Origin of the sequence: Sinorhizobium chiapasense, from assembly GCF_036488675.1 — a bacterium.
GTDB lineage: Bacteria > Pseudomonadota > Alphaproteobacteria > Rhizobiales > Rhizobiaceae > Sinorhizobium > Sinorhizobium chiapasense.
Genome location: NZ_CP133148.1, coordinates 3829316 through 3844640, shown reverse-complemented (window position 1 = coordinate 3844640; position 15325 = coordinate 3829316). Strand labels below are relative to the sequence as shown.

Below are 15325 nucleotides of genomic sequence, written 5' to 3'. Positions count from 1 at the left end.
CCGTCCCTGTCTGACACGCCCTGTTGACAGGCCAGTGACAGTCGCGCGATCACACTTCGATTCGAAGAAGTGGAATTGTCCGATGCCCGAAATGCCTGCAGCACCCGGCGCCGTCATCGTCATTTCAAGCCATGTGGTTCGCGGCACCGTCGGCAACCGGGCTGCAGTCTTCGCACTGGAGACGCTCGGGCATCGCGTCTGGGCCGTGCCGACGGTGATCCTGCCATGGCATCCGGGTCACGGCCGCTCGACACGGGTGACGATCGCCGACACGGACTTCCGATCGATCATCGATGATCTCGTCAATGCGCGCTGGATTGGTGAAATCCGGGCCGTTCTGTCAGGCTATCTGGGCTCGCCGGGCCAGGTCGACGGGGTTGCGCAACTGGTGACGGCGTTGCGCCAGCGCAATCCAGAGCTTCTGTATGCGTGCGATCCCGTCATCGGCGACGGCAACGGCCTTTATGTTTCGGCCGAAATCGCGGCCGCGGTGCGCGACCGGCTGCTGCCGCTGGCGACACTTGCGACCCCCAACCGGTTCGAGCTCTCCTGGCTCGTCGGGGCAGCACTTGAAACGAATACGGCGATCCTCGACGCGGCACTCGGTCTCGGACCTTCACGCGTGCTGGTGACCTCGGCGATCCCGATGATGACCGGTGGCACGGGCAATCTCTACCTGTCCGGCAGTCATGCGCTGCTCGCCGAACACCGATTGGTCGACAATCCGCCGAAGGGCACCGGCGATCTGTTGGCGGCCGTGTTTCTGTCGCGGCTGCTCCAGGGGCTTCCGGAAGAGCGGGCGCTGCAGATGGCGACCGCCAGCGTGTTCGAGATCATTGCCCGCAGCCGCAAACGCGATGCCGACGAGCTGACGCTCGAGCAGGATGCCTCGAGCCTCGCGACGCCGATGGCCATGGTGCAGATGCGGCGCCTCTTGCATCCGAGCCAGGTGCGGAAGAAATAGCGGCGGATAAAAAAGAAATGGCTCATAAGCGCTCGTCGCCCTTTCAGGCGCGACGCGGTCGCTGTAACACTTCGACGCTTCATTGGTCCTACAGCGCCGCGCGTCGGATCAGACGCGCTAAGGACGCTGTAGCACTTTGAATTGCTGCATGTTTTGTCCTTAAATCGGCTACGATTTACGGAAACATGCAGTAGGAGCGATGCAGCAATGAATGAGTGAATGACGCGGGGTTATCGATGGATATGCAGGGTTTTCCGGAACATCTTCTAACCGGCTACCGCAATTTCATGAGCGGTCGTTTCAACGAGCAGCAGCAACGCTACAAGACGCTTGCCGAGAGCGGCCAGAAGCCGAAGACGATGGTTATCGCCTGTTGCGATTCGCGGGCCGCACCCGAAACGATCTTCGACAGCGGTCCCGGAGAACTCTTCGTCATCCGCAACGTCGCCAACATGATGCCGCCATACGAGCCGGACGGGCACTATCACTCGACCTCCGCTGCGCTCGAATTCGCCGTCCAGTCGCTCCGTGTCAGTAACATCGTCGTCATGGGACATGGGCGCTGCGGCGGCATCAAGGCGGCGCTCGATCCGGATGCGGAACCCTTGTCCCCCGGCGATTTCATCGGGCGGTGGATGAACCTCTTGGGGCCGGCCACCGAACAGATCCAGAGCAATGAATATATGACCCAGGCGGAGCGCCAGCGCGCGCTCGAACGGGTGTCGATCCGCAATTCGCTCGCCAATCTCAGGACCTTTCCTTGCGTCCAGATTCTCGAGACCAAGGGCAAGCTGCAGCTTCATGGCGCCTGGTTCGACATCTCGACCGGCGAGCTTTGGGTGATGGACGCCAAGACCGGCGACTTTGCGCGACCGGGCATGTAAACGGCGGACATCAGAAACGTGATCGATTCTGATAAGTTGAGACGCGGGATGCGGGCCGAAAGCCGCACACACTTTTCCTCATCCTGCTCTGAAAGAGCCCGGTCCTTTCGAACCGGGCTCGCTCGATTTTTGTTGGACGCGATCAGTAGCCGTCGATCTCGGCGCCGATGATGGCGATCGCCTGCTGATAGACGCTGGCTGCGTTCCATCCCTGGATCGCAGCGTAATTGACTTCGCCGGGCTGATAGCCGCCGCCCGGCTGCCAACCGTGTCCGCGCAGGAAGTTTGCCGTCGAGGCAAGAGCGTCCGCCTTGGAGCGAACCATGTCGATATGGCCGTTGCCATCGCCGTCCACGCCATATCTCAAAACGTTTACCGGCAGGAACTGGGTCTGTCCGATCTCGCCATGGGCAGCACCCCGGGCAGCCGGGCTTAGATCGCCGCGCTCGACGAGCTGCAGCGCCGCGTAGAGCTGATTGGTGAAATAGTCCGAACGCCGGCAGTCATAGGCGAGCGTCGAGACGGCCGAGAGCGTATGCTCCTTGCCCATGAACGAGCCGAAGCCGGTCTCCATGCCCCAGATCGCGATCAGCGGACCGGCCGGCACGCCGAAGCGCTGCTCGATGCTGTCGAAGAGCCTGGCGTTCTGCGCCCGCATCTTCCTGCCGCGAGAGATGATCGCCTGGCCGCCGCGCTTCTGCATGAACTGGTCGAACGAGAGTTTGAAGCTCTTCTGGCCGCGGTCGGCGCGGATCGTCGCTCTGCTGTAGGCGACATTGGAGAGCGCCTGGTCGATGACGGCGGGGCTGATTCCGTTGCCGGCGGCTTCCTGTTTGAACTCGGCCACCCAGGCCTGAAAGCCGCTCGCGTCGTTGCCGCATTGGGCCGCCGCCGCGGTCGAGGAAAGGATCGCCGTTGAAACCAGGGCCGCAAGCCCCGCCACTACGCACTTTGCCCTGTGCATGGAATACCCCGTCATTTGCCCGAACAATCGCTTGTCTTCAAAAGCGCCGGACTCTGCCGGCCCTATTACTGGTCCCGCGTTACGGGATGTCATGTTTCACGTGAATCCGCCCAACACGTGCGGAAAAACCAATGGCAAGCCCCGCGGGTCCCTTACGGATCGGGCGGGGCTTGAATTCAATCCCGAGCGGGGCCGATCAAGCGGCCTGCCTGCGTGGCTTTACTAGGCCGCGGTTGACGAGCAATTCGGCGATCTGGATGGCGTTGAGCGCGGCGCCCTTGCGCAGGTTGTCGGAGACGACCCACATGTTGAGGCCATTCTCGACCGTCGCGTCCTCGCGGATGCGCGAAATGTAGGTCGCATCTTCGCCAGCGCATTCGTAAGGCGTGACGTAGCCGCCGTTCTCATGCTTGTCGACCACCAGGCAACCCGGCGCTTCGCGCAGGATCTCGCGCGCCTCATCGGCGGTAATTTCGTTCTCAAATTCGATATTGACCGATTCCGAATGGCCGATGAAGACGGGAACGCGCACGGCCGTGCAGGTCACCTTGATCTTCGGATCAAGCATCTTCTTGGTTTCCGCCAGGACCTTCCACTCTTCCTTCGTGTAGCCGTCTTCCATGAAGACGTCGATGTGCGGGATGACGTTGAAGGCGATACGCTTGGTGAACTTCTTGCTCTCGATCGGATCGGCAACAAAAACGGCGCGGGTCTGGTTGAAGAGCTCGTCCATGCCATCCTTGCCGGCGCCGGAGACCGACTGGTAGGTGGAGACGACGACGCGCTTGATTTTGGCGCGGTCATGCAACGGCTTCAGCGCGACGACGAGCTGGGCCGTCGAGCAGTTCGGGTTGGCGATGATATTCTTCTTCGAAAAAAGGGTGATCGCATCGGGGTTGACTTCCGGGACAATCAGCGGAACGTCGGCGTCGTAGCGCCAGGCGGAGGAATTGTCGATGACGACGCAGCCCTGCTGGCCGATCTTCGGCGAATACTTCTGCGAAACCGTGCCGCCGGCCGACATCAGGCAGATATCGGTGTCGGAGAAATCATAGGTTTCGAGGTTGGAGACCCTCAGCGTCTTGTCGCCATAGGAAACTTCGGTACCGACCGAGCGCGACGAGGCGAGCGCCACGACTTCATCGGCGGGAAAACCGCGTTCCGAAAGGATGTTCAGCATCTCCCGGCCGACATTGCCGGTGGCGCCTGCGACTGCAATCTTGAAACCCATGATCTAAGCTCTCTTTCTGTCTCTCCTCGTCTGGTGGAGGGGGAAGCCGCACGGAGGCCCGCGAGGTTCCTGTCCCCGGCCTTACCGGGGAGAGAGCGGAGGGCCAGAGACGTCAGACGGTTTTCGTCGTCGTTTTGGCCGTTGTTTTGCTAGCGAGCGAGAAATGGCGAACTTGCCCGGCGACAGCGGCCGGCAAGATCAGCGCAGCGATGGACGGACCGTTCGGTCGCATGGCGGTTTCCTCGTTCGCCGCTGCTCATACGCGGTTTTCGGCAAGAGTCAAGCCGCCGCCGGCGCTTGCCGCGATCGCGTCCCGAGCATCAGTGCCGGAAAGAGCGATCGCCGCGCCACACTTTTGCGTGATGCCCTCTCGGCGCCGCGCCCGATCGCCGCATTAGACCAAAGTCATAAGCCGAAAGCATCGCTGCCTCGCGCACCATTTTTCTGACATCTTCACACAAGGCGCACCACGTCCGGATGTTCAGGGAGGAACGTCGGATCGGGGAATGGGCGCTCCAATATGCCGATTTTGGAGTGGAGGATCATCAAAATGGCAAATGTCGCAACCGTGGACGGCGTAAAAGCCGGTCCCATGACCGGCGAGGAGAAGAAGGTTATCTTCGCTTCGTCGCTCGGTACCGTCTTCGAATGGTACGATTTCTATCTTTACGGCTCGCTTGCTCTCTATATCGGCGCGACCTTCTTCAGCCAATATCCGCCGACAACGCAGGCCATCTTCGCGTTGCTCGCATTCGCGGCCGGCTTCCTGGTGCGCCCCTTCGGCGCACTCGTTTTCGGCCGCCTCGGCGATCTCGTCGGCCGCAAATATACGTTCCTTGTCACCATCCTGATCATGGGCCTGTCGACGTTCCTTGTCGGCGTTCTGCCCGGCTCCGCCTCGATTGGTATCGCAGCGCCGATCATCCTGATCGGTCTGCGCCTGCTGCAAGGTCTGGCGCTCGGCGGTGAATACGGCGGTGCGGCAACCTATGTGGCAGAGCATGCGCCGCATGGGCGCCGCGGCTATTTCACCTCCTGGATCCAGACGACGGCGACGCTTGGCCTGTTCCTGTCGCTGGTCGTCATCCTGCTGGTTCAATACCTGGTCGGCAAGGAAGCCTTCGCCGCCTGGGGCTGGCGCGTGCCATTCCTGCTCTCCTGCGTCCTTCTCGGCGTTTCAGTCTGGATCCGCCTGAAGATGAACGAATCTCCGGCCTTCAAGCGGATGAAGGAAGAGGGCAAGGGCTCCAAGGCGCCCCTGACCGAAGCCTTCGGGCAGTGGAAGAATGCCAAGATCGCACTTCTGGCGCTCTTCGGTGCGGTGGTCGGCCAGGCGGTCGTCTGGTACTCGGGACAGTTCTACGCGCTCTTCTTCCTGACGGGCGTCTTGAAGGTGGACGGTCAGTCGGCCAACCTGATGGTTGCCGCCTCGCTGCTGATCGGCACTGGTTTCTTCGTCGTCTTCGGCTGGCTGTCAGACAAGATCGGCCGCAAGCCGATCATCATGGCGGGCCTGCTGCTTGCCATGCTCACCTACTTCCCGCTGTTCAAGGCGCTGACCTGGGCCGGAAACCCGGCGCTTGCCGAAGCCCAACAGAACGTCCGCGCCACGGTTACCGCGGCCCCCGGGGATTGCAATTTCCAGTTCAACCCGACAGGCGTGCAGAAATTCACGAGCTCGTGCGATATCGCGACCGCGTTCCTGACCAAGAATTCCGTTCCCTATGACGTCGTGAGCACTGCGGCGGCGGGAACGCCGGCGGCGGTCAAGGTCGGCGAAACGACGATCACCAGCTACGATGCGGTTGCCGCGGGCGACAAGGCGAAAGCCGAGGATGCGGCCTTCAGCAAGCAGGTCAACATGGCGCTCCAGGCCTCCGGTTACCCGCTGGTGCGCGGTGCGGCGAAGGTACCGGAATCCAAGCTCGACGCCTTCGTTGCGGGCAATCCGGAACTCGCCCTCGACGCGGCTGCTGTCCGCGCCGGCGAAAAGACCATGGTGCCGGCCGACAAGCTGATTGCCGACAAGCTGCTGACGAAAGAAGAAGTCGGCGGCGCCACGGAAATGGCGGTCTATTCGATCGACAAGGGCGGCGCCTTCACGATGGTGGCCGATCCGGCCCGCGTCAACTGGACGACGATCATCGCCGTGCTGACCGTTCTCGTCATCTATGTGACGATGGTCTACGGCCCGATCGCGGCGCTGCTGGTCGAGCTCTTCCCGACCCGCATCCGCTATACCGGCATGTCGCTGCCCTACCACATCGGCAACGGCTGGTTCGGTGGCCTGCTGCCGGCAACGGCCTTCGCAATGAGCGCGGCCCAGGGCGACATCTATTACGGCCTCTGGTACCCGATCGTCTTTGCCGGCATCACGTTGGTCATCGGCCTCCTGTTCCTGCCGGAAACCAAGGACCGCGACATCCACGCGATGGACTGAGCGGCGGCTCATGAGGCGGGATGCGGGCGGAGAATCCGCTTCTCATCCCGCCGCCGAACTCTCCTGACTCCGGCGCGGCCTTCCGCGCCGGCTTTTTATTTGCCCCCTTGCTGGGAACTCGCTTTTTTCGGCGCCGGCCAGCCACCTGCGTCGAGCCGGAAGAGCCAGCCTTGCCGGGCAAAAACGAAGGCGATCATGACTGCGACCCAGAGGCCGAGCAGCAGGCCGGCGGCAACATCGCTCGGATAGTGCGCGCCGACGACCACGCGCGAAACGCCGATCACCACCGCCAGGATCAGAAATACGGGTCTCAACTCAGGCATGAGCATCGCGAAGGCGCCGAAGAAGGCGCCGGCGGCCATCGAATGACCCGAAGGGAAGCTTTCAAAAAGCCTGTCGCTCGTGAAGGGAGTGAGGCTATAGCCGCCGTAGTCGGCAAGAAGCTCCGGCCGCGCCCGGCCGATCAGGAATTTCAACCCGTGCACCAGCACGCTTGCGGTGCCGATCGTCAGAAGAAAGTAGGCGGACAGATTGCGCGCGGTTCGAGCCTTGCGCCGGACCGCATCTTGGTGCGCGCTGCGTCGGGCGATGTAGGCGACGAGCAGCAGGAAAGCCGCGGTGTAGATCATCCACGCGAAGGTGCCGAAATCGGTGATCGTCCGGTTGAAATCGACGATCTCGTCCGGCAGGCGTTGCGCCCATTGCGACAATTGCGGATCGAAGGGAACGAGCGCAAGCACGAGCAGCAGCGTCGTCAGGAAGATCCAGGCTGTGGAAGCAAGCGGTTGATTCATACCTTACCTTTTCCGCATCCTCCTGCATGTGAAGCCGAACGCGCCGAAATCAAGACCCGAATGAAAAACACCTCCGGGGGCCTCTCCGGAGGTGTTTTTTGTCGAACCTCATCGGCATATGCCGAGAGGAGAAGAGTCAGGCCGAAAGTGCCTTGAACTCGGCGAGGATCGCGTCCCCCATCTCGGCGGTGCCGACTTGGCGGGCGCCCTCGGCCATGATGTCGCCGGTGCGGATGCCCTTGTCGAGCACGTTGGCGATCGCCTTTTCCAGGTTGACGGCTTCCTTCACGAGGTTGAAGGAATAGCGCAGGCACATGGCGAAGGAGGCAATCATGGCGATCGGGTTGGCAATGCCCTTGCCGGCAATGTCCGGTGCCGAGCCGTGCACGGGCTCGTAGAGCGCCTTGCGCTTGCCGGTCTTCGGATCCGGCGCGCCGAGCGAGGCCGACGGCAGCATGCCGAGCGAGCCGGTGAGCATGGCGGCTACGTCGGACAGCATGTCGCCGAAGAGGTTGTCGGTAACGATCACGTCGAACTGCTTCGGCTGGCGCACCAGCTGCATGCCGCCGGCATCCGCCAGCATGTGCTCCAGCTGCACGTCTGAATATTTCGTCTTGTGCGTTTCGGTCACGACCTGGTTCCAGAGCACGCCCGATTTCATCACGTTGCGCTTTTCCATCGAGCAGACGCGGTTCTGGCGCGTGCGCGCCAGTTCGAAGGCGACGCCGGCGATGCGCTCGATCTCGTAGGTGTCGTAGACCTGCGTGTCGATGCCGCGCTTCTGGCCGTTGCCGAGGTCGATGATCTCCTTCGGCTCGCCGAAATAGACGCCGCCGGTCAATTCGCGCACGATGAGGATATCGAGGCCTTCGACCAGCTCCGGCTTCAACGAGGAGGCGTTGGCGAGCGCCGGATAGCAGATGGCGGGCCTCAGATTGGCGAAGAGTTCAAGATCCTTGCGCAGGCGCAGGAGCCCCGCTTCCGGGCGCACCTCGTAGGGTACCGCATCCCACTTCGGTCCGCCGACGGCGCCGAAGAGCACGGCATCGGCGGCGAGCGCCTTCGCCATGTCCCCTTCCGAAATCGCCACGCCATGGGCGTCATAGGCGGAGCCGCCCACAAGGCCCTCGTCCGTCACGAAGCCGGCACCGAGCTCGGCGTTCATGTAGGCGATGATTTTGCGGACTTCCGCCATGGCTTCCGGGCCGATGCCGTCGCCGGGCAGAAGGAAGAGATTGCGCACAGTCATGGAAAATCCTTCTCGAGGGGGAAACTCGCGCGCGTTCTAGCGCAACTTCGTATCGAGGGAAATCTTTGTGACGAAAGAATTGTGCGCGCCACCTCTTGCGGCGCCTGCCGACGGTTCATGCCGGCGAGTGGTCGGCCAGATCCGGAAGCCGCGCTGCTTTCCGCTTGACGGACAGGCGCCTCGACGTTCGAATGGCCGGATTGAAAACCGGGGATTCGAGATGTCCGAGACGCTTCTTGTCGGTGCCTTTCTCGCGGCGCTTTCCTATACGCTTATCCCCGGCCCCGCCTTTCTGGCGCTGCTCGGTATCGGCGCCGGCCAGGGCCGGAAGGCCGGTGCGCTCTTCATGGGCGGACATCTCGCCGGCGACATCGTCTGGTCGACGCTGGCGCTTGTTGCGATCGTCGGTGCCCGATCGATCGGCACGGCAATTTTCGACGTGCTCGGCCTGTTCTGCGGCGCCTACCTCGCCTGGATCGGCTGGACTGCGCTTCGCGCCCGGCCGAAAGGCGAGAACCGTGCCTTGCTGACGGTGGAGCGACCGCTGCGCCGCGGCCTGATTTTCGGGCTCACCAATCCCAAGGGCTATCCGGTGGCGCTGGCGACGTTCACGGCGCTGCTTGCCGGTTCCGCCAATGCGCTCGAGTTCAACGCCCTGCCGATGCTGCTCGCCGTATCGCTCGTCGGTTTCCTCGTCGCCGACGTGATCCTGATCGCGATCATCGGTGCGTCTGTCGTCCGCCGCTTCTATCGCCGCCACGAGCTGGCGATCGTCCGGCTCTCGGGCCTTCTGTTCATCGGCTTCGCCGCGCAGGCGGTCTGGCATGCGGCGCCCGGTCTTTTCGGCCTGCGCAAGCCTTGACCTTGGTCAGATTGCCAACCACTTCAAACGTCTGCGCCGGCACGCCGATGCTCTCGTGCGTCCGCCCGTTCTGCATGCGAAAGGAATCCCGATGACTGCAAGCGCTTCGCTCAACCCTGCCCTGGTGAACTGGACCGGACACGAAGGCCTGCCGCGCTTCGATGCGGTCAAGGACGAAGATTTCGCGCCTGCCTTCGATGGGGCGCTCGCGGCGCACGAGGCGGAAATCGATTCAATCGCCGACAATCCGGAGCCGCCGACCTTCGAAAACACGGTCGTTGCCCTCGAAATTGCCGGAGACGAGCTTTCACGCGTCTCGGCGCTTTTCTGGAACAAGGCCGGCGCCCATACCAACGACGTAATCCAGGCGCTCGAACGCGAGATCGCGCCGAAGATGTCGCGGCACTATTCGAAGATCGGCATGAACCCTGCCTTGTTCAGCCGCATCGACACATTGTGGGAGAAGCGCGAAGAGCTCGGCCTCGATCTGGAGGCAACGCGCGTCCTCGAACGCCACTGGAAGGGTTTTGTAAAATCCGGTGCCAAGCTCGACAAACCTGAGCAGGAAAGGCTTGCCGCGATCAACGAGAAGCTTGCCGGCCTTGGCGCCAAGTTCGGCCAGAACGTGCTTGCCGACGAGAAGAACTGGGCGCTGTTTCTGACAAGTGACGAGGAACTCGCCGGCATCCCGGAGTTCCTCAAGGATGCCATGGCAGCGGCGGCCCGCGATCGAGGCGAAGACGGCAAATATGCGGTCACCCTGTCGCGCTCGATCATCGAACCGTTCCTGACTTTTTCCGACAATCGCGAGCTTCGGGAACAGGCGTTCAGGGCCTGGACGGCCCGCGGTGAAAACGGCGGTGAGACCGACAATCTCGGTATTATCGCCGAGACGCTTGCGCTCCGGGCCGAGAAGGCAAAGCTGCTCGGCTACGAGAGTTTCGCGGCGCTGAAGCTCGATGACACCATGGCAAAGACACCGGATGCCGTGAACGGCCTGCTGATGCAGGTCTGGGAGAAGGCGGTGGTGCGCGCCCGCGAGGAAGAGACGGATCTCGCCAAGCTGATCGCTGCCGAGGGCCGCAATCACGAGGTCATGCCGTGGGATTGGCGCCACTATGCGGAGAAGCTGCGCGCCGAAAAGTTCAGCTTCTCGGAGAGTGAGCTGAAGCCCTATCTGCAGCTCGAGAAGATCATCGATGCCTGCTTCGATGTCGCCCATCGCCTCTTCGGCGTGACCGCCACGGAGAAGAAGGGCGTTCCCGCCTATCATCCCGATGTCCGCGTCTTCGAGATCCGCGACGCCGCCGGCAAGCTGGTCGCTCTGTTCCTCGGCGACTACTTCGCCCGGTCCTCCAAGCGCTCCGGCGCCTGGATGAGTTCGTTCCAGTCACAGCACAAGCTGAAACTGAAGAACGGCGACGAAGGCGAAATACCGATCGTCTACAATGTCTGCAACTTCGCGAGGCCCGCGGACGGCAAGCCGGCGCTGCTGTCGATCGACGATGCGCGCACGCTGTTCCACGAATTCGGCCATGCCCTGCACGGCATGCTCTCCAACGTCACCTACCCGTCCGTATCCGGCACCGGCGTTTCGCGCGATTTCGTTGAGCTGCCCTCGCAGCTCTACGAGCATTGGCTGACCGTGCCGGATATCCTGAGGACCTACGCGGTGCACTACCAGACCGGCGAGCCGATGCCTCAGGACCTGCTCGACAAGGTGCTGGCGGCGAGAACCTTCAATTCCGGCTTCGCCACCGTCGAATTCACCTCCTCGGCGCTGGTCGACATGGCCTATCACACGGCGGAAACCATCGCCGAGCCGATGGCGCTGGAAGCGGCGACGCTGGAAAAGATCGGCATGCCGAAATCGATCGTCATGCGCCACCGCAGCCCGCATTTCCTGCACGTCTTTTCCGGCGACGGCTATTCGGCCGGCTACTATTCCTACATGTGGTCGGAGGTGCTCGACGCCGACGCCTTCGCCGCCTTCGAGGAAACGGGCAATCCGTTCGATCCGCAGACTGCGAAGAAGCTCAAGGACAACATCTATTCGGTCGGCGGTGCCATCGACCCCGAGGATGCCTACAAGGCTTTCCGCGGCAAGCTGCCGAGCCCGGACGCGATGCTGGCGAAGAAGGGGCTGGCGTAGGCTCGATTCTCTAGAGCATCCCGCTTTCAAGTGGAATCACTGAAAGCGGATAAGATGCTCTAGAATCAAAGTGCTAGAGCGTCCTTTGTGCGTTCACTTGAACGCACGGCGCTCTAAAGTGCAGGAATCGCCCCTCACCCTAGCCCTCTCCCCGCAAGCGGGGCGAGGGGACTGAGAGCTCGCAGCGAAATCCCTTCTCCCCATCAAAATGGGGAGAAGGTCGCGGCAGCGGGATGAGGGGCGATTCGCCGACGTTAACCCCCCTGCTCTACCCCCAGGACCGCCAACAGATTGCGCATGCGCGCCGCCGCCAGTTCCGGCTTGTCGAGCACATTTGCCTGGTCGGCGAGGCGGAAGATGTCTGCGTAGTGGAGAAGACCGCGGGAGGACTGCAGGCCGGCGGGCAGGGTGAAATGGCGCTGGTGGCCGTTCAGCCAGGCGAGGAAGACGACGCCGGCCTTGTAGTATTGCGTCGGCGCCTCGAAGATCTTGCGCGACAGGGGCACGGTCGGTTCGATCACGCTGCGGAAGGTGGTGACATCGCCTTCTGCCAGGGCGGCGAGTGCCTTCGAAGCCGAGGGCGCCACGGCGTCGAAGATTCCGAGCAGCGCATGGCTGTATCTCTGGCCATCCCCTTCGATGAGTTGCGCATAGTTGAAGTCGTCGCCGGTGAAGCAGAGCACGCCCTCCGGAAGGCCATTGCGCAGCGCTACTTCCTTGGCGTTGTCGAGCAACGAAATCTTGATGCCTTCGACCTTGGCGCTGTTCTCCTCGATGATCGACAGCACCGTTTCCAGCGCTTCCTCGAAATTCTCCGAGCCCCAGTAACCCCTTAGCTGCGGGTCGAACATGTCGCCGAGCCAGTGCAGCACGACCTTGTCCTTGGCCTGGCGCAGGATATGTCCGTAGACACGGCGGTAGTCATCGGCCGATCGTGCAATGCGGGCCAGAGCGCGGCTCGCCATCATGATCGCCCGGCCGCCCTCGGCCTCGACGAAGCCGATCTGCTCCTCATAGGCGGCGACGACGTCCTCGATCGAACGCGCCGCGTCGGGAGAAAGATGGTCGGTGCCGGCGCCGCAGGCGAGATCGGCGCCGGGAACGCTACGCGCCTCGGCAAGCGAACGGCGGATCAGCTCCTGCGCGTCCGGCCAGGCGAGCCCCATGCCGCGCTGGGCGGTGTCCATCGCTTCGGCGATGCGGAAGCCAAGGCTCCAGAGGTGATGACGAAAGGCCATTGTCGCTTCCCAGTCGATTGCCGGCCGTCCCCACGGATCGGCATCGCGCAGAGGATCGGAAACGACATGCGCGGCCGCATAGGCGATGCGGTTGAAAGCCGGGACCTTGGCGGGCCGGGCGATTGGCGTTCCCTGGAGCCGATAGTCTTCGAGCGAGCCGTCTTGGCGCGGCAGGAGCAGGCTGGTCATGAGCGTGAATCCTCCTAGATTTGCGCCATGGAATAATTTAGAACGTTCCAAATATCAAGATCGAAAATCGTCCATCGCACCTGACAGCGATCGTTTGGGATCTTATCCGAGGTGTGTCGTTCTTCGCGAGGAAAGGCTGTTTTGTAACCTAAGCCGCGGAAGTTATGAGAATATTTCTATTTGCCGTCGTGTTGCCTGGTTTTCCAGGGCCAAGTGTGGGCCGCTAAAAAAGTGAATAAGAGCCTCTTGACGACATTGGAACGTTCCAATTAATAAGTATGAAAGAGATGAATACCGGTCGGGAGGATATCGATGGCAAAGGAGCGGGTGACAGTTGTCGACATTGCGCGCGCCGCCGGCGTGTCGAAGTCGACCGTGTCGCTCGTCCTGCAGGGCAGCTCGCTGGTCAACGAGGTGACGCGAGCCAAGGTGAACGCGGTGATCCGCGAGCTCGGCTATGTCTACAATCGCAGCGCCGCCAACCTGCGCCAGGCGAAATCGAAGATCATCGGCATCGTCGTCAACGACCTGACCAACAGCTTCTTTGCGGAACTCGCCGTCGGCGTCGATGCCGTCGTGCAGTCCGCGGGCTTCGTGCAATTCCTTGCCAACACCGGCGAGAAGAGCGAGCGCCAGCGCGAAGTGATCGCCTCGATGCGCGAGCATGGCGTGTCAGGGCTCATCATCTCGCCGGCACGCGGAACGGAAGCCGCCGATCTCGTGCCACTTGTCGAGAGCGGCATTCCCGTGGTGCTCGTCGTGCGCGACATCGCCGGGGCGGGCGTTTCATCGTTGATCTCGGACAATCGCGCCGGGGCGCTGGCGGCCGTCCGCCACCTGATTGCGCGCCGCCATCGCCGCATCGCCTTTCTCGGCGGCTTTGCCGATACCGCGGTCTTCGAGGCGCGCGTGCGCGGCTATCGCGACGCGCTCCGTGAGGCGGGCCTTCGCGCGGAAGATGACCTCGTCATCGGCTCCGCACCGTCGCGCGCCGGCGGCGTGACCGCGATCGAGCAGGCGATGATGCTGGAGGACCGGCCGTCCGCGGCGCTGTGCTTCAACGATGCCGTCGCCTTCGGGGTCTGCGACGGCTTGCGGGCGCGGCGGCTGGAGCCGGGCGCGGATTTTGCGGTGATCGGCTTCGATGACGTCATCGAGGCGAAGACGGCGGTGCCGGCGCTCACTACGGTCTCCGTCGATCCGCAGGGCATGGGCGAGCGTGCTGCCGAACTGCTCCTGAAGCAGATCAAGGCGGGGCGTGCGGAACCGGAGGCAATTGTCAGTCCAGTGCGGCTCGTCATTCGCCAGAGCTGTGGGGCCGCCGTCGAGCGCAGAGTGAAGGAGGTATCGTCATGATTCGCTGGGGATTGATCGGTGCGAGCACGATCGCGCATGAGTGGGTGATCGGCGCCATCCGCGCCGCAGGCGGAGAGGCGGTCTCGGTGATGAGCTCCAGCGAGGAGCGCGGCCAGGCCTATGCGGCGGAAAACGGCATCGCCAAGGCAGTCACCAGCGTCGCCGACCTCGTCGGCGATCCGGATGTCGATGCCGTCTACATCTCCACCACCAATGAATTGCATCACGACCAGGCGCTGGTGGCGATCCGCGCCGGCAAGCACGTGCTCTGCGAAAAGCCGCTGGCGATGAATCTCAATGATGCCTGTGAAATGGTGCTAACGGCATGCGAGGCCGGTGTCGTGCTCGGCACGAACCACCACTTGCGCAATGCCGCGACCCATCGCGCCATGCGCGATGCGATCGCCGCCGGCAGGATCGGCCGACCGATCGCAGCGCGTGTCTTTCACGCCGTCTATCTGCCGCCGCATCTTCAGGGCTGGCGGCTCGACAGGCCGGAGGCGGGCGGCGGCGTCATCCTCGACATCACCGTGCACGACGCCGACACGCTGCGCTTCATCTTGGACGACGATCCGCTCGAGGCTGTGGCAATCAGCCATAGCGCGGGCATGGGCAAGGAGGGGCTTGAGGACGGCGTCATGGGGGTCTTACGCTTCCGCTCCGGTGTTATCGCCCAGTTCCACGATGCTTTCACGACGAAATATGCCGAGACCGGGCTCGAAGTGCATGGCACCGAAGGCTCGTTGATCGGCCGCAACGTGATGACGCAACGGCCCGTCGGTACCGTCGTGCTGCGCAATGAAGAGGGCGAGAGCGAATTGCCGCTCGACCATCACAATCTCTATGAGGCGGCGCTTTCCGCTTTCCATGCGGCAATTGAAGGCAAGGGCGCGCCCTCCGCCACCGGCGAGGACGGCGTTTGGTCGCTGGCGACCGGCCTTGCCGTGCTCAAGGCGGCGGCGACCGGCACGGCCGCGGCAATTGAAACGGGACTTTGAATTC

At 62.7% G+C, this 15325-nt stretch carries 12 protein-coding genes; 7 read left to right on the top strand and 5 right to left on the bottom strand.

What is annotated here, in order from left to right:
• Positions 1–82 precede the first annotated feature (82 nt).
• Positions 83–964: a pyridoxal kinase PdxY gene (gene pdxY / locus RB548_RS18335; RefSeq protein WP_331372639.1), complete on the top strand. Its 882-nt coding sequence runs from the start codon at positions 83–85 to the stop codon at positions 962–964.
• 236 nt (positions 965–1200) lie between these two features.
• The gene (locus tag RB548_RS18330) at positions 1201–1848 is read left to right on the top strand and encodes a carbonic anhydrase (RefSeq protein WP_331372638.1); all 648 of its coding nucleotides are present in this window, start codon (positions 1201–1203) and stop codon (positions 1846–1848) included.
• Positions 1849–1990: 142 nt separating this feature from the next.
• On the opposite strand, the gene RB548_RS18325 is transcribed toward RB548_RS18330, so the two are convergent.
• Entirely contained in the window at positions 1991–2812 is an 822-nt protein-coding gene (locus RB548_RS18325) for a lytic murein transglycosylase (RefSeq protein ID WP_331372637.1), read from the bottom strand.
• 196 nt (positions 2813–3008) lie between these two features.
• Positions 3009–4043, bottom strand: a complete 1035-nt coding sequence (locus RB548_RS18320) for an aspartate-semialdehyde dehydrogenase (RefSeq protein WP_331372636.1) — start codon at positions 4041–4043, stop codon at positions 3009–3011.
• A gap of 550 nt (positions 4044–4593) precedes the next feature.
• Here RB548_RS18320 and RB548_RS18315 point away from each other — a divergent pair.
• Positions 4594–6483, top strand: a complete 1890-nt coding sequence (locus tag RB548_RS18315; protein WP_331372635.1) for an MFS transporter — start codon at positions 4594–4596, stop codon at positions 6481–6483.
• A gap of 95 nt (positions 6484–6578) precedes the next feature.
• On the opposite strand, the gene RB548_RS18310 is transcribed toward RB548_RS18315, so the two are convergent.
• Both RB548_RS18310 and leuB read right to left on the bottom strand, forming a co-directional pair.
• Positions 6579–7277: a phosphatase PAP2 family protein gene (locus RB548_RS18310; RefSeq protein WP_331372634.1), complete on the bottom strand. Its 699-nt coding sequence runs from the start codon at positions 7275–7277 to the stop codon at positions 6579–6581.
• 136 nt (positions 7278–7413) lie between these two features.
• Complete coding sequence (gene leuB / locus RB548_RS18305) at positions 7414–8526, bottom strand: 3-isopropylmalate dehydrogenase (protein ID WP_331372633.1); 1113 nt, start codon at positions 8524–8526, stop codon at positions 7414–7416.
• A 220-nt stretch (positions 8527–8746) separates the two neighbouring features.
• On the opposite strand from leuB, the gene RB548_RS18300 reads away from it, so the two are divergent.
• On the top strand, positions 8747–9388 hold the full coding sequence (locus RB548_RS18300; RefSeq protein ID WP_331372632.1) for a LysE family translocator: 642 nt from the start codon (positions 8747–8749) through the stop codon (positions 9386–9388).
• Positions 9389–9479: 91 nt separating this feature from the next.
• A complete protein-coding gene (locus tag RB548_RS18295; RefSeq protein ID WP_331372631.1) occupies positions 9480–11540 on the top strand; it encodes a M3 family metallopeptidase in 2061 nt (686 codons plus the stop codon).
• 254 nt (positions 11541–11794) lie between these two features.
• On the opposite strand, the gene RB548_RS18290 is transcribed toward RB548_RS18295, so the two are convergent.
• Complete coding sequence (locus RB548_RS18290) at positions 11795–12967, bottom strand: dihydrodipicolinate synthase family protein (RefSeq protein ID WP_331372630.1); 1173 nt, start codon at positions 12965–12967, stop codon at positions 11795–11797.
• Between the two features lie 312 nt (positions 12968–13279).
• Between RB548_RS18290 and RB548_RS18285 the strand changes: the two genes are divergently transcribed.
• Together RB548_RS18285 and RB548_RS18280 are read left to right on the top strand one after the other, a co-directional pair.
• Positions 13280–14323 (top strand): LacI family DNA-binding transcriptional regulator, encoded by a 1044-nt coding sequence (locus RB548_RS18285; RefSeq protein ID WP_331372629.1) that lies wholly within the window; start codon positions 13280–13282, stop codon positions 14321–14323.
• A complete protein-coding gene (locus RB548_RS18280) occupies positions 14320–15321 on the top strand; it encodes a Gfo/Idh/MocA family protein (protein WP_331372628.1) in 1002 nt (333 codons plus the stop codon). The genes RB548_RS18285 and RB548_RS18280 overlap by 4 nt, the downstream gene beginning before the upstream one ends.
• Positions 15322–15325: the final 4 nt, after the last annotated feature.

What these genes read in the sequence shown, in the direction of transcription:
- pdxY (WP_331372639.1), top strand. Translation starts at nt 83, where the DNA reads ATGCCCGAAATGCCTGCAGCACCCGGCGCCGTCATCGTCATTTCAAGC.
- RB548_RS18330 (WP_331372638.1), top strand. Translation starts at nt 1,201, where the DNA reads ATGGATATGCAGGGTTTTCCGGAACATCTTCTAACCGGCTACCGCAAT.
- RB548_RS18325 (WP_331372637.1), bottom strand. Translation starts at nt 2,812, where the DNA reads ATGCACAGGGCAAAGTGCGTAGTGGCGGGGCTTGCGGCCCTGGTTTCA.
- RB548_RS18320 (WP_331372636.1), bottom strand. Translation starts at nt 4,043, where the DNA reads ATGGGTTTCAAGATTGCAGTCGCAGGCGCCACCGGCAATGTCGGCCGG.
- RB548_RS18315 (WP_331372635.1), top strand. Translation starts at nt 4,594, where the DNA reads ATGGCAAATGTCGCAACCGTGGACGGCGTAAAAGCCGGTCCCATGACC.
- RB548_RS18310 (WP_331372634.1), bottom strand. Translation starts at nt 7,277, where the DNA reads ATGAATCAACCGCTTGCTTCCACAGCCTGGATCTTCCTGACGACGCTG.
- leuB (WP_331372633.1), bottom strand. Translation starts at nt 8,526, where the DNA reads ATGACTGTGCGCAATCTCTTCCTTCTGCCCGGCGACGGCATCGGCCCG.
- RB548_RS18300 (WP_331372632.1), top strand. Translation starts at nt 8,747, where the DNA reads ATGTCCGAGACGCTTCTTGTCGGTGCCTTTCTCGCGGCGCTTTCCTAT.
- RB548_RS18295 (WP_331372631.1), top strand. Translation starts at nt 9,480, where the DNA reads ATGACTGCAAGCGCTTCGCTCAACCCTGCCCTGGTGAACTGGACCGGA.
- RB548_RS18290 (WP_331372630.1), bottom strand. Translation starts at nt 12,967, where the DNA reads ATGACCAGCCTGCTCCTGCCGCGCCAAGACGGCTCGCTCGAAGACTAT.
- RB548_RS18285 (WP_331372629.1), top strand. Translation starts at nt 13,280, where the DNA reads ATGGCAAAGGAGCGGGTGACAGTTGTCGACATTGCGCGCGCCGCCGGC.
- RB548_RS18280 (WP_331372628.1), top strand. Translation starts at nt 14,320, where the DNA reads ATGATTCGCTGGGGATTGATCGGTGCGAGCACGATCGCGCATGAGTGG.